This window comes from Olivibacter sp. CPCC 100613 (assembly GCF_036959255.1).
GTDB lineage: Bacteria > Bacteroidota > Bacteroidia > Sphingobacteriales > Sphingobacteriaceae > Olivibacter.
In genome coordinates, this window is sequence record NZ_JAWMTI010000005.1 from 111091 (window position 1) to 128803 (window position 17713).

The 17713-nt window shown below is 39.9% G+C and carries 13 protein-coding genes; 10 read left to right on the plus strand and 3 right to left on the minus strand.

The features are described from left to right. The first annotated feature begins 94 nt into the window (after positions 1-94). Positions 95-526 (plus strand): DUF983 domain-containing protein, encoded by a 432-nt coding sequence (locus RYH73_RS16815; protein WP_335314612.1) that lies wholly within the window; start codon positions 95-97, stop codon positions 524-526. Here RYH73_RS16815 and RYH73_RS16820 read toward each other — a convergent pair whose 3' ends face one another. Further along, positions 527-688: a lmo0937 family membrane protein gene (locus RYH73_RS16820; RefSeq protein WP_335314613.1), complete on the minus strand. Its 162-nt coding sequence runs from the start codon at positions 686-688 to the stop codon at positions 527-529. It lies immediately after the preceding gene. Positions 689-1057: 369 nt separating this feature from the next. On the opposite strand from RYH73_RS16820, the gene pyrR reads away from it, so the two are divergent. The 9 genes from pyrR (at position 1058) to RYH73_RS16865 (ending at position 12149) form a co-directional block, all read left to right on the plus strand. Beyond that, the gene (gene pyrR, locus RYH73_RS16825) at positions 1058-1609 is read left to right on the plus strand and encodes a bifunctional pyr operon transcriptional regulator/uracil phosphoribosyltransferase PyrR (RefSeq protein WP_335314614.1); all 552 of its coding nucleotides are present in this window, start codon (positions 1058-1060) and stop codon (positions 1607-1609) included. 23 nt (positions 1610-1632) lie between these two features. Further along, positions 1633-2571, plus strand: a complete 939-nt coding sequence (locus tag RYH73_RS16830) for an aspartate carbamoyltransferase catalytic subunit (protein WP_335314615.1) — start codon at positions 1633-1635, stop codon at positions 2569-2571. 144 nt (positions 2572-2715) lie between these two features. Next, positions 2716-5913, plus strand: coding sequence for a tetratricopeptide repeat protein (locus RYH73_RS16835; protein WP_335314616.1), 3198 nt, complete (start codon positions 2716-2718; stop codon positions 5911-5913). Between the two features lie 55 nt (positions 5914-5968). Then, complete coding sequence (locus RYH73_RS16840; RefSeq protein ID WP_335314617.1) at positions 5969-7687, plus strand: hypothetical protein; 1719 nt, start codon at positions 5969-5971, stop codon at positions 7685-7687. Positions 7688-7728: 41 nt separating this feature from the next. Beyond that, positions 7729-8751: a hypothetical protein gene (locus tag RYH73_RS16845; RefSeq protein ID WP_335314618.1), complete on the plus strand. Its 1023-nt coding sequence runs from the start codon at positions 7729-7731 to the stop codon at positions 8749-8751. A gap of 80 nt (positions 8752-8831) precedes the next feature. Further along, positions 8832-9533 (plus strand): MotA/TolQ/ExbB proton channel family protein, encoded by a 702-nt coding sequence (locus RYH73_RS16850; protein ID WP_335314619.1) that lies wholly within the window; start codon positions 8832-8834, stop codon positions 9531-9533. A gap of 39 nt (positions 9534-9572) precedes the next feature. Next, positions 9573-9983 carry an ExbD/TolR family protein gene (locus tag RYH73_RS16855; protein WP_335314620.1) on the plus strand — a complete coding sequence of 137 codons (411 nt, stop codon included), beginning with the start codon at positions 9573-9575 and terminating at the stop codon, positions 9981-9983. 22 nt (positions 9984-10005) lie between these two features. Continuing rightward, positions 10006-10824 (plus strand): energy transducer TonB family protein, encoded by an 819-nt coding sequence (locus RYH73_RS16860; protein WP_335314621.1) that lies wholly within the window; start codon positions 10006-10008, stop codon positions 10822-10824. Positions 10825-10841: 17 nt separating this feature from the next. Further along, a complete protein-coding gene (locus RYH73_RS16865; protein WP_335314622.1) occupies positions 10842-12149 on the plus strand; it encodes a bifunctional folylpolyglutamate synthase/dihydrofolate synthase in 1308 nt (435 codons plus the stop codon). Positions 12150-12261: 112 nt separating this feature from the next. Here the strand turns inward: RYH73_RS16865 and RYH73_RS16870 are convergent, their stop codons facing one another. Together RYH73_RS16870 and RYH73_RS16875 are read right to left on the minus strand one after the other, a co-directional pair. Continuing rightward, on the minus strand, positions 12262-14553 hold the full coding sequence (locus RYH73_RS16870) for a GH92 family glycosyl hydrolase (RefSeq protein WP_335314623.1): 2292 nt from the start codon (positions 14551-14553) through the stop codon (positions 12262-12264). 197 nt (positions 14554-14750) lie between these two features. After that, positions 14751-17480, minus strand: coding sequence for an outer membrane beta-barrel protein (locus RYH73_RS16875; protein ID WP_335314624.1), 2730 nt, complete (start codon positions 17478-17480; stop codon positions 14751-14753). Positions 17481-17713: the final 233 nt, after the last annotated feature.

Below are 17713 nucleotides of genomic sequence, written 5' to 3' on the forward strand. Positions count from 1 at the left end.
TTAAGACACTTCTTTTCGTTGTGGCCGCACCTCAAAAATAAAAACGCTGCGTTGAGATGACACCCATTACAAAAGACTAAATTGTTCAATCCACATGGCTCAAAATACGCATTCCGAAAAATTCATCCCAACCTTTCCTTCCATGTTAAAAGGAAAATGTCCACGTTGCAGGCGAGGCAATATGTTCAAGAGCTTTTATTCCAATAAAATGTACGAGGAATGTAGCCATTGCGGTTTAACCTTCGAACGAAATCCCGGTTATTTCTACACGGCCATGTACGTCACTTATGTTTTTAATGTCGCAGAAATAGTAACGCTTGGTATCGCTACTTTCATTTTATCAGGTGGATCTGATAATCCCTGGCTATATGTTGGCATCATCATTCCCGGAATTTTACTTTTAGCTCCTATTAACTATCGATACTCACGTATAATACAGATGTACTGGTTAGACCCTACACTTAAATACAGGCCCGATTTATCGGGAAACGATCAGGCGGATGAAGTAAGAGATAAGGCGCATTAACTAGTTTCCTCCTGTATTCCTTCTACGTGCCAAGCCAAGAACAAGTGCCACAATGGCCAGTACCAATAATATATAGATTAAGTTTCCCACGGCGTATACAAAAGTACCCAGGGCCCATCCTATCAATAATATAACTGCAATAATATAAAATAACGTTCTCATAATATATTCCATCTAGTAAACCAACAACCATTTGACGGCTTCATTTGTTTTTGGAAATCCGATAACTACTCTCTTGATCTGTAAAGCCTGATATACTCGTCGTCTTCTTTGCTGATTTACTACGCCAGCTTCATTACTGATAGGATGCGATTAACAACGGTTTTCCCAAAAGCAAAAACATAGGTAAACAGGCTGATTCGTTTCTGCTCTGATGGATCATGAACAATTGCACAATCATTGCATATGAAACCAATTTTATCTAAGTTTGCAGAATAAACAAAATAATTCCATTAGCTTGAGGCAATTACGAAGATTAGCAGGGAAAAAGAAAAAAATAAGGTTTTATACGCTCAACCAAACAGATTTCTAATGCAACAATCTATATTATTAAGTGGTCTAAAATTTCAACTCACGATTCAGCGTCTTTGCCAACAGTTAATTGAGAACCATCATGATTTCAGGAATTCAGTCATCATTGGTATCCAACCCAGGGGTATTTATCTGGCCCAACGGATAAGAGAAGAATTGCAAAGAATATTGCAAATCGACCATATTTTATTCGGCGAGCTTGATATCACTTTCTATAGAGATGATTTTCGACGCAAAGAAAGCGGGCCGCTTGTTCCCAATAGCACGAATATAAATTTTGTAATAGAGAATAAAAGCGTAATTCTGATCGATGACGTGTTGTGGACAGGTCGAACCATTCGATCGTCACTGGATGCTATTCAAGCCTTTGGGCGTCCGGAAAAAGTGGAGCTGCTTGTTCTTGTGGATCGCCGATTTTCGCGGCATCTACCTATACAACCGGATTATATAGGCATTCAAGTAGACTCTATTAATTCGCAACGGGTTATTGTTAACTGGCGCGAAACAGATACGCAAGACCAAGTAATCCTTTTAACAGAAGAAAACATTTAGAAATTTTTTGATTGCATATTACAATGGCAGAAACAGCACAACAGCTAAGCACCAAACACCTTCTCGGCATAAAGGATCTGTCCGCAGACGATATCCACCTTCTATTAGATACGGCCAGCACTTTTAAAGATGTGATCAATCGCCCAATCAAAAAGGTTCCCTCTTTAAGGGACATTACAATAGCCAATGTTTTTTTTGAAAATTCAACACGAACCCGGTTGTCCTTTGAACTTGCTGAAAAACGTCTGTCTGCGGACGTCATCAACTTTGCTGCCTCTTCCTCTTCCGTTAGTAAAGGAGAAACACTGATTGATACGGTAAATAATATATTGGCAATGAAGGTAGATATGATCGTTATGCGACATCCTTATCCAGGTGCCGGTGTATTCTTAAGTAAACATGTTGACGCTCAAATCATAAATGCGGGAGATGGCGCTCACGAACACCCAACCCAGGCGCTGCTTGACGCATTCTCCATAAGAGAGCAATATGGTGATGTCGCCGGAAAAAAAGTAGCCATTATCGGGGATATCCTACATTCCCGTGTTGCACTTTCCAATATATTATGTTTGCAAAAACTTGGTGCTGAGGTATTGGTTTGCGGCCCAACAACGCTCATCCCGAAATACATTACTTCATTGGGTGTCAAAGTGGAGCATGACCTGCTCAAAGCACTTCGCTGGTGTGATGTGGCCAACATGTTGCGCATTCAATTGGAACGTCAGGACATCAATTATTTCCCCTCTTTGCGAGAGTATTCCATGTTGTATGGATTAAACAAGGCCATCCTCGAATCATTGGATAAGAAAATAACGATTATGCATCCTGGACCTATTAATCGCGGCGTGGAAATTACAAGCGATGTCGCCGACAGTCAACATTCAATTATCTTAGATCAGGTTCAAAATGGTGTAGCGGTAAGAATGGCTGTCCTTTATTTACTTGCCGGAAAACGCGTTTAAAACCGCATAAAGCAAAAATAATTAGCATGCACATTATTTCACAATTATTGCCGTTATAGTAAGAGGTTATTAACATTTGTTAAGTAATAGTGTACAAAACTTCATAACATCCCATTAATTTAGCATAAAAAGAATTTGAACAATATGTTTAATAAATTCACTCGTATTAGTCTAGCCCTTAGTCTTTTCGCCAGCAGTGCCGTCGCTCAACAAAGTGCTTGGCAATCCCTCAATCAGGCCTATAAAACAGGTATGGAGCTATACGAAAGAGGGAAATATTCCTCTGCTTACAACCAGCTTGGTAAAGTTGAAACCATCCGTACCAACACGACTATACAACAAGATGAAAGTGACCAAATTTCATTACTGAAAGAAAACGCACGTTTCTATCAAGCGGTATGCGCACTTGAATTAGGCAATCACGATGCCGAAGGTCTATTCCTAAAATTTATAAAAGATCATCCGACAAGTGCCAATACAAAGGCGGCTTATTTTCAAGTTGGCCGTTCTTACTTTGCAAAGAAAAATTACCCAAAAGCTATCGAATGGTTTAAAAAATTGGACGGCGGAAATTTAAGCGGTTCTGAAAATACCGAGTATCGTTTCAAATTGGGTTATTCGCTCTTTATGACGGAAGATTATAAAGCAGCAAAACCTTTATTTGAGGGCTTAAAAGAAGAACGAGGCCAATATCAGGAAGCTTCGATATATTATTATGCATATCTTTCCTACTTGGATACAGAATACAAAATTGCGCTAAAAGAGTTTGAGCGCTTAAAAGGTTCAAAAACATACGAAAACAGCTATCCCTACTACATAGCTGCGCTTTATTTCCTAGATAAACGCTATGATGATGTACTTTCCTATATACTCCCTATTTTAGAAAGAACGAAACAAGAGAATGAGACAGAAATCTTTCGTATTGTTGGAGCAACCTATTTTGCGAAAAACGACTTGACCAAGGCAAAGGAGTATTACGACAAGTTTCAAGCGCAGGACCAAGGGAAAACTCAAAATAACCAGGACGATTACCAGATCGGATATATTGCCTACAAAAACGGCAATTACGAGAAGGCCATTAAAGAACTTGAAAAGCTAACAGAACCAGATGCTTATTTTCAAAGCGGAATGATCATTCTGGGAGATTCTTTTTTAAAATTAGGCAACAAAGAAAGCGCTCGTAACGCTTTTTTTAGGGCCTCTAAGCTCGATTTCGATCCTTCTATGAAAGAACAAGGGCTTTTAAACTATGCTAAATTATCCTATGAGCTCGAGTTTCATCAAGTAGCCTTGGATGCTACACAAGAATACCTGAAAACCTATCCTCGTTCTAAAAACCTGGATGACGCTAAAACATTATTAGCTGAAGTTTTATTAAGCACGAAGAATTACCGATCAGCCGTCGATATTTTGGAATCGATTCCAAAAAGAACCAAAGAGGCAAATGCGGCCTACCAAAAGGTGACTTATTTCCGTGGCTTGGAATATTACAATGAGCGGGCCTTTGAAAACGCTATTTCTATTTTTATGCGTTCGGAGCAGAATCCTTATGATCCAGAACTACTTGCTTTGGCAACCTATTGGAAGGCAGAAGCAATGTACGAGGTAAGAAAATACGGCGAAGCCACTACGAATTTTAGCAAATTTTTACAATACCCAGCAGCAAAAAACACGGATATATATAATTATGCCAATTACGCACTTGCCTATGCCGCTTTCCGCAATGACAATTACCGTACTTCCGCCAGCTACTTTGCTAAATTCTTAAACAGTGGAGAACCTATCGAACTGAACACAAGAAATGACGCCATTGCTCGCTTAGGTGACTCCTATTTTATGTTGAAGGATTATGGAAATGCAATGGGACAGTACAATAAACTCATGAGTTCAAAGGCTAAAACCCAGGATTATGCTTTATTCCAAAGCGGTATTATCAGAGGTTTACAGGGCGATGCGGATGAGAAGATCAGTATTATGACGGATCTACTGGCAAGGTACCCCAATTCGAACTATGCAGACGATGCGAGCTTTGAAATACCCTATACGTTCTTTTTAAAGGGAGAAAACGAAATTGCCATTCAAGGCTTGCAAGATATGATCGAGAAGTATCCCCGCAGTAGTTATGTTCCCAGAGCACTTGTAACTATTGGCTTGGTGCAATACAATAGCGATAACAATGATGCAGCGGTTAGGACCTTTCAACGGGTGGTAGAACAGTATCCGACAACAGAGGAAGCCAAACAAGCACTGAAGTCGATACAGAACATCTATATCGACAAAGGGGATGCCCAAGGATTCTTAGATTATGCAGGAACCACTGCCATTGGTGATTTGTCAACAGCCGAGCAGGATAATATTACATTTCAAGTGGCAAACAATTACTTTTCAAGGGGTGATTATCAAGCAGCGATAGAAGCAGTAAATGCTTATTTCGACAAATTTCCGAAACCAATACAAGAAAAATTTGCACGCTTTATCAGGGCGGAAAGTTTGTATAAAACCGGACATCCACAAGAGGCCTTACACGACTTCAATATTATTCTAAACGATTGGACAAGTGCTTACACGGAACGTACCTTATTGAGTGTATCCAGTTTGTATCTTGATCAAAAGAAATACAATGAAGCTATTGCTCCATTGAAAAAGCTAGAACTTACCGCGGAGTATAAATCACATTACAATTTCGCCATCAACAACTTGATGGTCGCATATTTCAATATTCACGATTTTGATAATACATTGATGTATGCGCGATACGTAAAGGAATATGAAAAATCTTCAACGGAAGACAAAGCGAAGGCAGATCTCTATGCTGCAAAGGCTCATATGTTAAAAGGCGATTTAACGACCGCCCGAAAAGAATTGGATCAAGCTGTAACCAACAGTCAAACAGTTGTTGGTGCTGAAGCAAAATACAATATCGGTAAATTGCAATATGAGGCAGGCGAATATAAAGCAGCCCAGGAAACCGCTTTCGACCTCATTAAAAATATGCCATCCTATGACTATTGGGTTGCGAGAAGCTTTATCTTATTAGCTGACTGCTATACAAAACTGAAAGATGAATTTCAAGCGAAAAGTACCTTACAAAGTATTATCGAGAATTACGAGGGCGAAGATGATATCCTCCCTGCCGCAAAAGAACGTTTAGAGAAATTAACTGGAAAAAAAGTAGATAATAAGAAAGCAACAGATAGTGTAAAAACGAAAAGTGATTCTACGAAGGTAGACAGTACGAAGATAGATAGTACAGAGATAGACAATACGGAAACGGAAATAGACAGCACGAAAACAGACAGTACATCGCAAGATTCATCTTCTATTGAAAAACAAGCTTTATAAATTAAGGACATTCATACTATCTAAATAAAGAAATACCATGATATTGAATTCTTCAATGTTAAAATATACATTACTAATCGGCTTGGGCTTTTGTTCCTTCGTTGCTTTTGCGCAAGAGGAAGAGCAAGTACCGCAAGAGGAAGCTAAAGGAAACTTAGGTGAAATTGAAGTTGTTCGGGATTATAAACCTATTTTGGCAGATGCTGTAAAAATCAGACAGAGCCCTGATCTTACCAATAACCGCAAGTATTTATCTAAACTCAACTATTCCGTTTTTGATAAGAAACTCGATATCAATACCGGGACACATCGCTTGGAAATACAACAACTACCCGCGATGCGACCAGATGTGCTGACCAATAATTACGCAAAAATAGGTGCCGGAAATTTTAATACGTTGTTGGGTGAAGTATACATAAGCAACGGCGAAGACGAAGCGCTTCAAGTAGGAGGTTTTGTAAAACATCTCAGTCAAAAAGGTTCCGATTATGAGGGGCAAAATTTTAGCGAACAAAAAATAGGATTATTCGGAAGAAGTATCCTCGACCGAATTACATTGAATGGGGAGATAGGATTCAACCGATACGCCACGCGGTACTATGGCTTTGTCCCACTTCAACCCGAATTAAATACAGACCCCACCAAGCAGCATTATAACGACCTTTATCTTAAGGGAGAATTAAACAGCAATTACGAGGACAATGAGGAATTATTAAGTTATTCTCTCAAGGTTGATGGCTACCTATTTGGCAATGCTTTTTCAACAAAAGAGAATTCCTTTGCACTAAGTGCTAATATCAACAAAAAAGTCAATGCATTTAATGTAGGCGCCAATGTCTCCGGTGACTTTACAAGTTTAAAAAGTAACGGCTTAAGCCTGGGGAATCATATCGCGCGATTAAATCCATATATCCGCTTTCAGGGAAAGAATTATAAATTGACATTAGGAGCCACTTTTGTAAGTGAATTTGGCGGTGAGGAGAACAGAAATAATATTTTTCCAACGGTTGATTTTGATTTCGCATTAGTACCCGAATATGCAAGCATTTATGCCGGTGTGAAAGGTGATGTCGTTAAAACGTCATTCAGATCATTGGCTAATGAAAACCCTTTTCTTACCGAAAGTCCTTTTCTTGACACAACCAGCAACACCTTGGTTGTACGCAATATGTTAGAGAAATTACATGTTTTCGGGGGGCTAAAAGGCAATGTTGGTGCCACATTTGGCTACAAAGTAGGTGTCTTTTACAAGCAAATCAGTGATCTCCCCTTCTACGCTATCCAAGCGAACTCCCCTTCAAGATATGATATAATATATGATCGTGGAGATAATAATAAAGTTTTTGGTTTAGAGGGAGACATCAACGTGCGGGTATCCGAAGCCGTTAGCTTAGGAGGCAATTTATTATTTAATGAATACGATCTTGAAAATGAAGCCGAAGCATGGTATATTCCTAAGCTTCGCCTTGCTGCCAATACACGAATTAACATCAGTAAAAAAGTATATATTGATGGCGAGCTCTTCTTCAATGATGCGATGAAAGCAAAAAGTTATCAGCAATACGCAGGAATAGTCGGAAACGATCCAAGTGCACCAGTCACGGTATCCATGCCCTCCTTTGTTGATATCAGTGCAGGCTTAGAATACCGTGCCACCAAACAGATCGGTGTATATGTCAGAGGAAATAATTTGTTAAACAAAGGTTATGAACGCTTCTTATATTACCCCCGTTTAGGTTTTAATATAATAGGTGGTGTAAATGTTTCGTTTTAATTGTTAAGCTTTCTAAATTTGCCGATTCAAAAAAAGAAGAAATGTTTAATTTAGGCCAATACTTGCATCAACTCTTGCTTATACATCCACAGGTTGGGGTGCCCGGTATTGGTATTTTTTCAAAAGAACGCATTGCCGCTAGATACGACGAGCAATTAAAAAAATTCTTACCTCCCACGAGTAGTTATTCATTAACTCCTCACGCAGCAACCGATCAGCATTTGGTTAACTATGTTGCTAAATCGTTGCATTTATCCCCTGACGAAGCGATTACAGCGGTCGATAAAGCAGTCGATCTTTTGTTAACAACTGTTGATGAGTACGGAGAAGCTAAGTTAGAGCCCATCGGTTATCTTAAAGAAGTCGAGGGTGTTTATAACTTAGTAGCAAAAACAGATCAAAAATTTTGGGGTCTACAACCGGTTGGCGAATATACGGTACCGTCTGTGTCTGAAGAATTACCGATAGTAGTAAAAGAAGAACCTGACGAATCGTTGGCTGGTGAGCAAGTACCCGAAACAGCTTTTGAAACAGCAACGAGTGAGAAAGAAGGAAGCAAGCTTACGTGGTTATGGCTAACAGCCGGTATTGTTTTTATCGGAATTATTGCCTTTTTTGTTTGGCAACGCCAAGAGCCGCTCGTTCAGAACCAGCGAAATGGAACAAATGCCACCGCAAAAGAGGTAGCAGATAGCTTAACAAAACAAGAAGCATCGGCCTCCGCAAACGTGTCGGATACCACAACTTCAAGTCGCCCAATAACCCCTGTAGCAGACTCGCTAGGTCAACAAAGATCAAGAGAAGAAAACGAACCGCTCGTTCGAAAAGCCTCCAAAGAAAAACCATTTTCAATCGTAATAGGCTCCTTTAAAACCATGAAGTTAGCCATTGAACAAGCAAAATATTTTAGAACCATCGGTATTAATGCATTTGTTCTAGAAAGTAATATGCCCAATAATAGAAAGAAGATATGCTATGGAGCCTACGCTACTAAGGAGGCTGCTAAAGAGCATTTGGAGAAAGTTAGGGATGAAATAACCAAAGAGGCATATATCTTCCCCTAACGTATAAATGCCAGGAATAAGTTTTATCTTGGTACCGATATAAAACAAACAGTGTAAAACAAAATTATTATTTATAAAACATGTTTTTATTACAAGTTACAGACACACCCGCAACATTGGATTCCATGCTAACCGCACCAGGAGCCTCGACAGCACCCATTGAAGATTTAAGTTTGTTAGACCTGCTTATAAAAGGGGGATGGGTCATGATTCCTATCGCCATCCTTGCTTTCCTAGGCTTGGTTATTTTCATAGAAAGATACTTAACGATAAAAAAAGCTTCGCGTTACGATTCGAACCTTATGATCCAAGTCAAACAGAACATTATGTCTGGTCGCCTGGAAGCTGCATTGGCACTGTGCCGGAACAGTAACGGTCCTTTAGGGGCTATGCTGCAAAAAGGATTGACCCGTATCGGCAGGCCTATTAAAGATATTGAAGGAGCTATTGAGAACGTAGGTAAGCTAGAAGTATCCAAGCTTGAAAAGAATATTAATATATTAGGTATTATTGCCGGTATTGCTCCGATGCTAGGTTTTGTTGGTACTATCATTGGGGTGATTACTATTTTCCACGAGGTCTCTATCAAAGGAGTTATCGAGATTGGAACGGTATCAGGCGGTCTATATACAAAAATGATCACGTCTGCTTCGGGACTTATCATTGGTATTATCGCCTATGTGGGTTATCATATTTTAAATATGATGGTTGATCGTTTAATACTCAGGATGGAAACAGATGCTATTGAGTTTATCGATCTATTGGACGAACCGGGCAGCTAAATTGTGATGCTACCCATTGACCCAAAAATGTAATTTCTGATGAATTTAAGAAAAAGACACCATAGACCAGCTGCAGAGGTTCATACATCGGCGCTGAACGACATCATGTTCTTTCTGTTGTTATTTTTTTTGCTAGCCTCTGCCGTTGCCAACCCACAGGTAGTAAAACTCCTGTTACCTAGGTCTCAATCCGGCGAACAATCAGTAGCTAAACGGACCATAAGCTTGTCTATTAACAAAGATTTACAGTACTTTGTAGAAAAAAAACAAGTATTGCTGGATCAGTTAATGCCAACCCTACAAGGCTATGTACAAGAGGGGCAGGAATTGACCGTTCTTTTGTATGTTGACAGAACAGTAGCAATAGAGGATGTGATACAGGTAATGGATATAGCCAATAAGTTGAAAATAAAACTTGTTTTGGCAACCGAACCAAAAGAGAAGAGTTAGGATTTAAATTGGAGAATGCACGATGAATCATCAGCATAAGCAAGAGAACAATTACCCAAAGGCTTTCGCTATATCGGCAGGCGTGTTTGTTGCATTCCTATTACTGTGTTTTTTCTGGATGCTAAGTCAACCACCTGTCGAATTTGGAACCGGAGGTCTAATTGTCAACTACGGTACCGTTGACGAAGGCATGGGAGATGACTATATGAGTTTGGATGAACCTTCCATGGATCCAAATGCCAATCAAACGCGACCAGACAAAGTGATACCCAATGAAGAACCTACACCTGTGGCTTCTCAAGAAACCAATGATAAAGCCGTAGTAACACAAGACGCCGAGGACGCACCTGCTGTCGTAACGAAGGAAAAAGTAAAGCCAACATCCACCACTCCGACTATCACGCCGGAAAAAAAGGAAAGTAAACCAACCGTTAATCCCAACGCGCTTTATACAGGCAAGAAGAATAAAGGTGTTGGTGTTGGTGATGGTACCGGATCAACACCCGGGAATCAGGGCAGCGCACAAGGTAATAACATGGCCACTAATTACGGCGAGGGGGGGGCCGGTAACGGTCTTGTAGGTTTGCCTAATCGGTCTTTTGCCGTTAGACCCCAAATAGAAGACAAAGGCCAACTTTCCGGCCGGGTTGCGGTGGAGATAACGGTTGACCGAAATGGGGTGGTAACACGCGCGAGAGCTGGCGCTAAAGGCACTACGCTGTCGGATGCCTCGCTGTGGGAAAAATGCGAAGCCGCCGTTAGAAATGCCCGTTTAAATGCAACCGATGGAGGACCCGAATTGCAATCGGGTATTGTAGTGTTCAACTTTAAAGTAAAGTAAGCACGCGTTTACACATCATGAACTACATAGAGGTAATTGATTATCTATACAGCCGTTTGCCGATGTTTACGCGCGACGGCTCTTCTGCTTTTAAGAAAGACTTAACCAACATTCGAGCGCTTTGTGAGGCCTTGGGAAATCCAGAAAAAGCATTTAAATCGGTTCATATTGCCGGCACGAACGGCAAAGGGAGCAGCTCCCATATGCTGGCGGCTGTTTTACAAACTGCGGGCTATAAAACAGGTTTATATACTTCTCCCCATCTTCTGGATTTTAGAGAACGGATCAAATTTAACGGTGCGTTGGTGCCCCAAACATTCGTCATCGATTTTGTTAAAAATAATCGATCGTTAATTGAAGCAATACAACCATCCTTTTTTGAGGTGACCGTGGCCATGGCATTCCGTTATTTTGCGGACATGCAAGTGGATATCGCCATTATTGAAACAGGGCTAGGTGGCCGATTAGATTCCACCAATATCATCCATCCGATCGTTAGCCTGATAACGAATATCGGTTATGATCATATGAACATGCTAGGGAATAGTTTGACTGCAATTGCTTATGAAAAAGCAGGCATTATCAAAAATCGAACACCTATCGTAATTAGCGAAAAGCAACAAGCAATAGCCCCTATTTTTATTAATCGAGCACAAGAATTAGCCGCTCCTCTTTTTTTTGCCAGTGATGAGTGGACCGTGGATGAAATCGTTGTAAACACACAATTTCAACAATTAATGGTAAGTCCGAAAGAAGGACATCCATTGAAGACGGCGAAGGCTATCTGTCTCGACTTAAGAGGAAGCTATCAACGGAAAAACCTGCTAGGTGTCCTCAGCACCTTCTGCCTATTACAAGAAACCGGTTTTATTATTTCCGAAGACCAATTGATAGAGGGTTTAGCAGCCGTTCAAACGCTTACGGGCTTAATGGGCCGCTGGCAAACACTATCAAACGCCCCCTTAACAATATGTGATACGGGACATAATGAAGATGGCTGGAAAGAAGTAATCAAAAATATCAGCCATACCACCTATAAAAAGCTTCGGATGGTGATTGGCGTAATGCGCGATAAAGATCTTGAACATATGTTAAGCTTACTTCCTCGTGACGCAGACTTCTATTTTTGTAGCCCCGACTTCCAACGGGCACTTCCAGCAAAGGATTTAAAGTCGCAAGCCGCTGATTATGGATTGATTGGACATGCTTATGACGATGTAAAGCAAGCGATCGAAACGGCGCAACAGAACGCATCGGACGATGACCTGATTTTTATCGGTGGAAGTACCTTTGTGGTAGCAGAAGCCTTGCCTCTCTTTCAGTAATCTTTGTCACATCTAAGCGTCTAAACCTATCCGCAAATACGTATTCGATGGGAGGAAATGCCTCTGCTTCGCTCCTGTTATGCTTGAAGCAGAGGCATCGGGTTCAATTCGATTATTTACCTTCCCTTGAAAGCGAATAAGGTAAATCGCCGTCTTGCACGCCGCGTGTTTTATTAGGTTGACTTCCCATATCAAACTGAATGGTGGCCCCTTTTATCAATTCTTCATGCGAAAGGAAATTTTTCGTATAAGAATTGCCATTCAATAAAAGCTTATCAATATATTTATTGTCGATGCTATTATCAGGCGCATCTAATCTAATTTCCTTTCCGGTAGGCAATTTAATTTTAGCATGTTGAAATAAAGGCGCTCCGATAACATATTGGTCGGTTGCAGGGGCAACTGGATAAAAACCCAGTGCTGAAAAGACATACCAAGCCGATGTTTGTCCGTTATCTTCATCCCCACAATATCCATCGGGAGTCGGCAGGTACATCCTATTCATGGTTTCGCGAACCCAGTATTGAGTTTTCCATGGTTCATTCGCATAGTTATACAAATAAATCATGTGTTGAATCGGCTGGTTTCCATGTGCATATTGGCCCATATTAGCTATCTGCATTTCTCGAATTTCATGAATAACCTGCCCATAATAGCTATCGTCATAAATAGGCGCTAAGGTAAAGACAGAATCGAGCTTAGCAGCAAAGGCTTTTTTCCCACCCATCAAATTGATCAACCCCTGTATATCGTGGAATACAGACCACGTATAATGCCAACTATTACCTTCAGTGAATGCATCTCCCCATTTAAATGGATTAAACGGCTTTTGAAAACTTCCATCTTGATTCTTTCCTCGCATCAAACCAGTTTCAGGATCAAATAGTTTTGTATAATTTAAGCTTCTTTTCCTATAGTGTTCTATTTCCTTTTTCGGCTTATTCAATTTCTTAGCGAGCTGATAAATCGCAAAATCATCGTAAGCATATTCCAAGGTGCGCGCCGCATTCTCATTAATATTTACATCATAAGGCACGTAGCCCAGCTTATTGTAAAAGTCGGCCCCGGCCCGACCGACCGCCGTTAATGGGCCTGCATTATTTGCACCATGTAACAATGCCTCGTATAAGGTTTCAATATCATAACCACGGAGCCCTTTAATATAGGCATCTGCCACGACCGATGCGGAATTGTTGCCTACCATTACATTTCTCAAACCAGGGCTTGCCCATTCTGGAAGCCAACCACTTTCTTTATATGCATTTACCAAACCCTCTTGCATTTTAACGTTCATCTCAGGATAGACGAGATTCAAGAAAGGGAATAGACAACGAAATGTATCCCAAAAACCGGTGTCGGTGAACATGTAACCAGGAAGCACCTTTCCATTATAGGGGCTATAATGTATAACCTTTCCATTTGCATCATACTCAAAAAACATCCGTGGAAATAAGAGCGCTCGATACAAATTTGAGTAAAAAGTACGCACCTGATCGATGCTACCGCCTCCTACTTCCACTCTACTTAAAGCCTTGTTCCAAACCAACTTACCTTCCTGCTTGAGTGTTTCAAAACTTTTACTGCCGATTTCTTTCAAATTCAATGCGGCCTGTTCATGACTTATAAAAGAAGAAGCGACTTTGATATTTACTTGTTCACCTGCCTTGCTCGTTTTAAAGTGTATCACCGCCCCCGCATGTTCGCCGGTAAACTCTAAAACCCCTGTTTTTAAGGTTTTACCATCAAAAATAGCAACGTCATCAAAACCTCTATCAAACTCCATCACAAAATAGTTCTTGAAATTCTCTGGCACCCCTCCACTATTTTTTGTAGCGTAACCAATGATCTTATTTTCATTTGGAAGCACCTGAATGTAAGATCCTTTATCAAAAGCGTCGATTACAATGTACGCGCTATCTGTTTTTGGGAAAGTCATCCTAAATCGCGCGGCCCTCTCTGTTGGAACAATTTCCGTCGTTACGTCATGATCTGCTAAATAAACACTATAATAATAGGGTGTCGCGACTTCTGCCTTATGAGAAAACCAACTGGCACGATCATCTTCGTTAAAACGAGCAGTACCTGTAATTGGCATAATTGCAAATTGACCATAATCATTCATCCAGGGTGATGGCTGGTGTGTCTGCTTGAAGCCTCTAATTTTATCCGCATCATAGGTGTACATCCAACCATCACCCATTTTTCCTGTTTGTGGCGACCAAAAGTTCATACCCCAAGGCCGAGCTATAGCGGGGTAGGTATTACCGGTCGATAAGCTGTGTTTCGACAAAGTTCCCACCAGTGTACTCACATAATCAACGGGACTTGAAACCGTTTTTACTTCCTGTCCCCAAAGTGAGGAAGTAAAAAGGTACATAGAAAATAAAAGGATAACGCGTTTCATTGGATTTTAGTTTTTACTTGATTCAATATAGTGCTGACTTTGGTTAATGAGAAAAATATCCTCATGGAGCTAATATATACAAATTTTTCTAGATTGCTAAAACGTTAAAGCTTATAAATTTCTCTCATTTGCAAACTTGCGATGGACTACAATGAATGGAGCAGGCTCGCTTTTTTAGTTCAACATTGCGGTACCTATTAAATTTCAGAAGGGAACTTCTGTAAGCGAATATTAAGAGAGATCAAAAAGTAACGGGCGAGTCTGTTATTTTGCATATCCATAATACTATTCCCGAGAATTTCTCGCCTAACACCTGTATTTTTGTTAAATAGATCGAAGCCTTGTAAACGAACTGCTAGCATATCATTTTGTAAAAATGATTTTTCTATGTAAACATTTAGCAGCGTTGGATTTGCATTGATAGAGCTACTATATCCGGAATTAAAGTTTTGCGAAAAATCGGCACTAATGATCCATTTTTTAGGAAGATAACCTTTTCCTCCAAAGCCTAGACTGAACGTATTCGCGCCCGCATCCATAAAAGATGGAATATTATACTTTATTTTATTAAGGGTATAGCTGCTCCTCAGATCTGCTTCAAGCAGATCTTCTATTTGAAAGTTCACTTGCAAATTCTGTGAGAATATCATATTTTTTCCGACATTTCTTACATGGTTGATATAGGTCAGATTGTTGGTGTAATCCATTGAACCATTCAAATTAAGCGTTAACACTTTTCCGGCCAAGGGTGCACTGTAATGATAAAAACCTCTCAGGTCATAATAACCATTTGCATTTAAAAATTCTGTTTCTTGTATTGTGCTGTTCATGGCACTTATCCTATTTGTTACCACTTTATCCTGCACATGTGTAAATGAAAAATTAGTAAAAAGTGAGCTACCATTTTGTATATTAAAGCTTCTGTATTGCAAGCTTACCATATTCATAAACTCAGGTTTCAAGTTCGCATTGCCAATTACAATGTATTGCGGATTAGAGACATCTCGTATCGGTTGGATTTGTGTAAATGCAGGTTGGTTATTTTGGCCTCTATAATTTAAAGAAAGATTACTGGTTTTATTAATTGTATACTGCAAGCGTGCACTAGGAACAAAATTCAAATTGTTTATATGGGTAACAACATCTCTCGAAGGCGTCTTTCCATCCAGTTTAGTGGGTTGTAAAGCAAAGCCAACGGTATATTTTAGTCGATCGAGACTCCCTTGATAGTTGATCCCAAATTGGTGTGTTTGAAAGAGATAATCATAGTCAATACTCAGCGAGTCTACCAACGACTCTCCTGCGGTAACAGAATCAATATCAAAAGTATTTCTCGCATTTGCAATCGAATTGGATTCATACTGATAGTTCAATTCCAAATAACTGCGTTTGGTTACCGGTTCCATATACGATATACCAAACAACATACTTTTATTATAGCTAAAGTTACCTATACGTTGCTGAAATTGGCTATATCCGATCTGTGGATCGTTATACCCTGAATCGATACTCGTTGAAAAATCACTTGCCAGGTCATTGCGTGTGCGTTTGTAATATTCAAATTTTGCACTAACGCTCAGATTTCTCCCCTTTGTTGGAAAACGATGATTATAAAATAGATCTACGTCGACATTTGGATCCGTATAGGTTCCCGAAGTCTTATAAAGTCTATCCGTGAACACCCTTTTATCTGTAATTGTATTGTGGCTTTCACTCAGTAAATCATTCGTTAGATAGGAGGCCGTAGGTGTGATTTTAAGGTAATTGGCTGTATCGATATTGGCTTCAACCGTCCAAGTCAATTTATGTTTAATATTATCGGTGATTGACTTTACTTCATCAAGCGAGTTAATCTGTCGATTTTGATAAATACTGGTCAGTCTGGTTGTTCCGATTGTTTGATTCTTACGTTTTGTAAAGGTATACCCTCCATAAACCGACACACCTTTTGCGACTTCATCCCGATAATTCATACCAATGGAGCTCGCTGTATTAATACCGTCACCTCCATCGATCATACTGCTTAAATCAGTTCCATCTCGACTACCTGCACCACTAACGTCTCCAAAACTGAATAAACTTGTATTGGTATTATTCGTAGATCCTAAAATCGAAATTTGTTTATTCCCTTTAAACTTATTAGCGGAAAAACTCCCAATGTACCTACCCTGTACTTTATCGTTCGCGTCTACACCTCCTCCTGCCGTCACTTGGCCGAAAGTTCCAAAATTTTTGTCTTCTTTAATCGTTACATTCAGCACTTTCTCCGGCTCGCTATTTTTAATACCTGTAATATTTGCTTGGTCTCCATAATCGTCTATTATCTGAACGTTTTCTACAATCTCTGCCGGTAAATTACGTGTAGCTGTCAGTACATCGCCATCAAAAAAATCCTTTCCATTTACTTTCACTCTTGTAACACGTTGCCCTTGGGCATCTATATTCCCATTTCGATCTACCTGCAGACCAGGCATTTGCTTGATCATCTCTTCCAACAAAGCATTTTTACGGACCGTATAGGCCTTTGCATTATATTGAATAGTATCCTGCTTAATCACAACAGGCACCACTCCATACACTGCAATTTCCTGTAACTCATGCGGCTGTTCTTTTAAATTAACGGTTACCAGTTCTGTAATAGGAAGTAATACATTGGAAGTATAATGTCTTTCAAAAAGTTGAAAGCCAATTAGGCTAAAGGTTAACTTAAAATCACTTGCCGCCACCTTGTTGAACATGAAACGTCCGTGTTCATTGGTGCTCACCATCATCGTGTCTTTTTTTGCATAAAGCCGAACAGTGACTCCAACAAGAGGTCTACCGGTAGAATCTTGCACTACACCGCGCACTTCTCTTGTCTGTATCTGTCCTTTTGCAATTGTAACAAAAGAAAAAATCACAACTATGCAAACCAATGCCCTGTGCATATAATACTTTAATCCGATCGACGCTTTATTTAGTAACGAGAAATAACTTTAAATCTTATAAACACTCTAATATAGCTGAATTAATGCTTATTTCATTGGATTATTTTTTTTATAAAGATCGTTACTCAAGTCAGTACACTTTACCGTCCAGAGCTACTCATGAGAACGCAGAGCTTAGTTGCTCAATCTCAGGACTAAATAAAGTTAGCCTAAGTAATAAGTAAACCATTATT

What these genes read in the sequence shown, in the direction of transcription:
- RYH73_RS16855 (WP_335314620.1), top strand. Translation starts at nt 9,573, where the DNA reads ATGAATTTAAGAAAAAGACACCATAGACCAGCTGCAGAGGTTCATACA.
- RYH73_RS16820 (WP_335314613.1), bottom strand. Translation starts at nt 688, where the DNA reads ATGAGAACGTTATTTTATATTATTGCAGTTATATTATTGATAGGATGG.
- RYH73_RS16870 (WP_335314623.1), bottom strand. Translation starts at nt 14,553, where the DNA reads ATGAAACGCGTTATCCTTTTATTTTCTATGTACCTTTTTACTTCCTCA.
- RYH73_RS16835 (WP_335314616.1), top strand. Translation starts at nt 2,716, where the DNA reads ATGTTTAATAAATTCACTCGTATTAGTCTAGCCCTTAGTCTTTTCGCC.
- RYH73_RS16865 (WP_335314622.1), top strand. Translation starts at nt 10,842, where the DNA reads ATGAACTACATAGAGGTAATTGATTATCTATACAGCCGTTTGCCGATG.
- RYH73_RS16875 (WP_335314624.1), bottom strand. Translation starts at nt 17,480, where the DNA reads ATGCACAGGGCATTGGTTTGCATAGTTGTGATTTTTTCTTTTGTTACA.
- RYH73_RS16830 (WP_335314615.1), top strand. Translation starts at nt 1,633, where the DNA reads ATGGCAGAAACAGCACAACAGCTAAGCACCAAACACCTTCTCGGCATA.
- RYH73_RS16850 (WP_335314619.1), top strand. Translation starts at nt 8,832, where the DNA reads ATGTTTTTATTACAAGTTACAGACACACCCGCAACATTGGATTCCATG.
- RYH73_RS16845 (WP_335314618.1), top strand. Translation starts at nt 7,729, where the DNA reads ATGTTTAATTTAGGCCAATACTTGCATCAACTCTTGCTTATACATCCA.
- pyrR (WP_335314614.1), top strand. Translation starts at nt 1,058, where the DNA reads ATGCAACAATCTATATTATTAAGTGGTCTAAAATTTCAACTCACGATT.
- RYH73_RS16860 (WP_335314621.1), top strand. Translation starts at nt 10,006, where the DNA reads ATGAATCATCAGCATAAGCAAGAGAACAATTACCCAAAGGCTTTCGCT.
- RYH73_RS16815 (WP_335314612.1), top strand. Translation starts at nt 95, where the DNA reads ATGGCTCAAAATACGCATTCCGAAAAATTCATCCCAACCTTTCCTTCC.
- RYH73_RS16840 (WP_335314617.1), top strand. Translation starts at nt 5,969, where the DNA reads ATGTTAAAATATACATTACTAATCGGCTTGGGCTTTTGTTCCTTCGTT.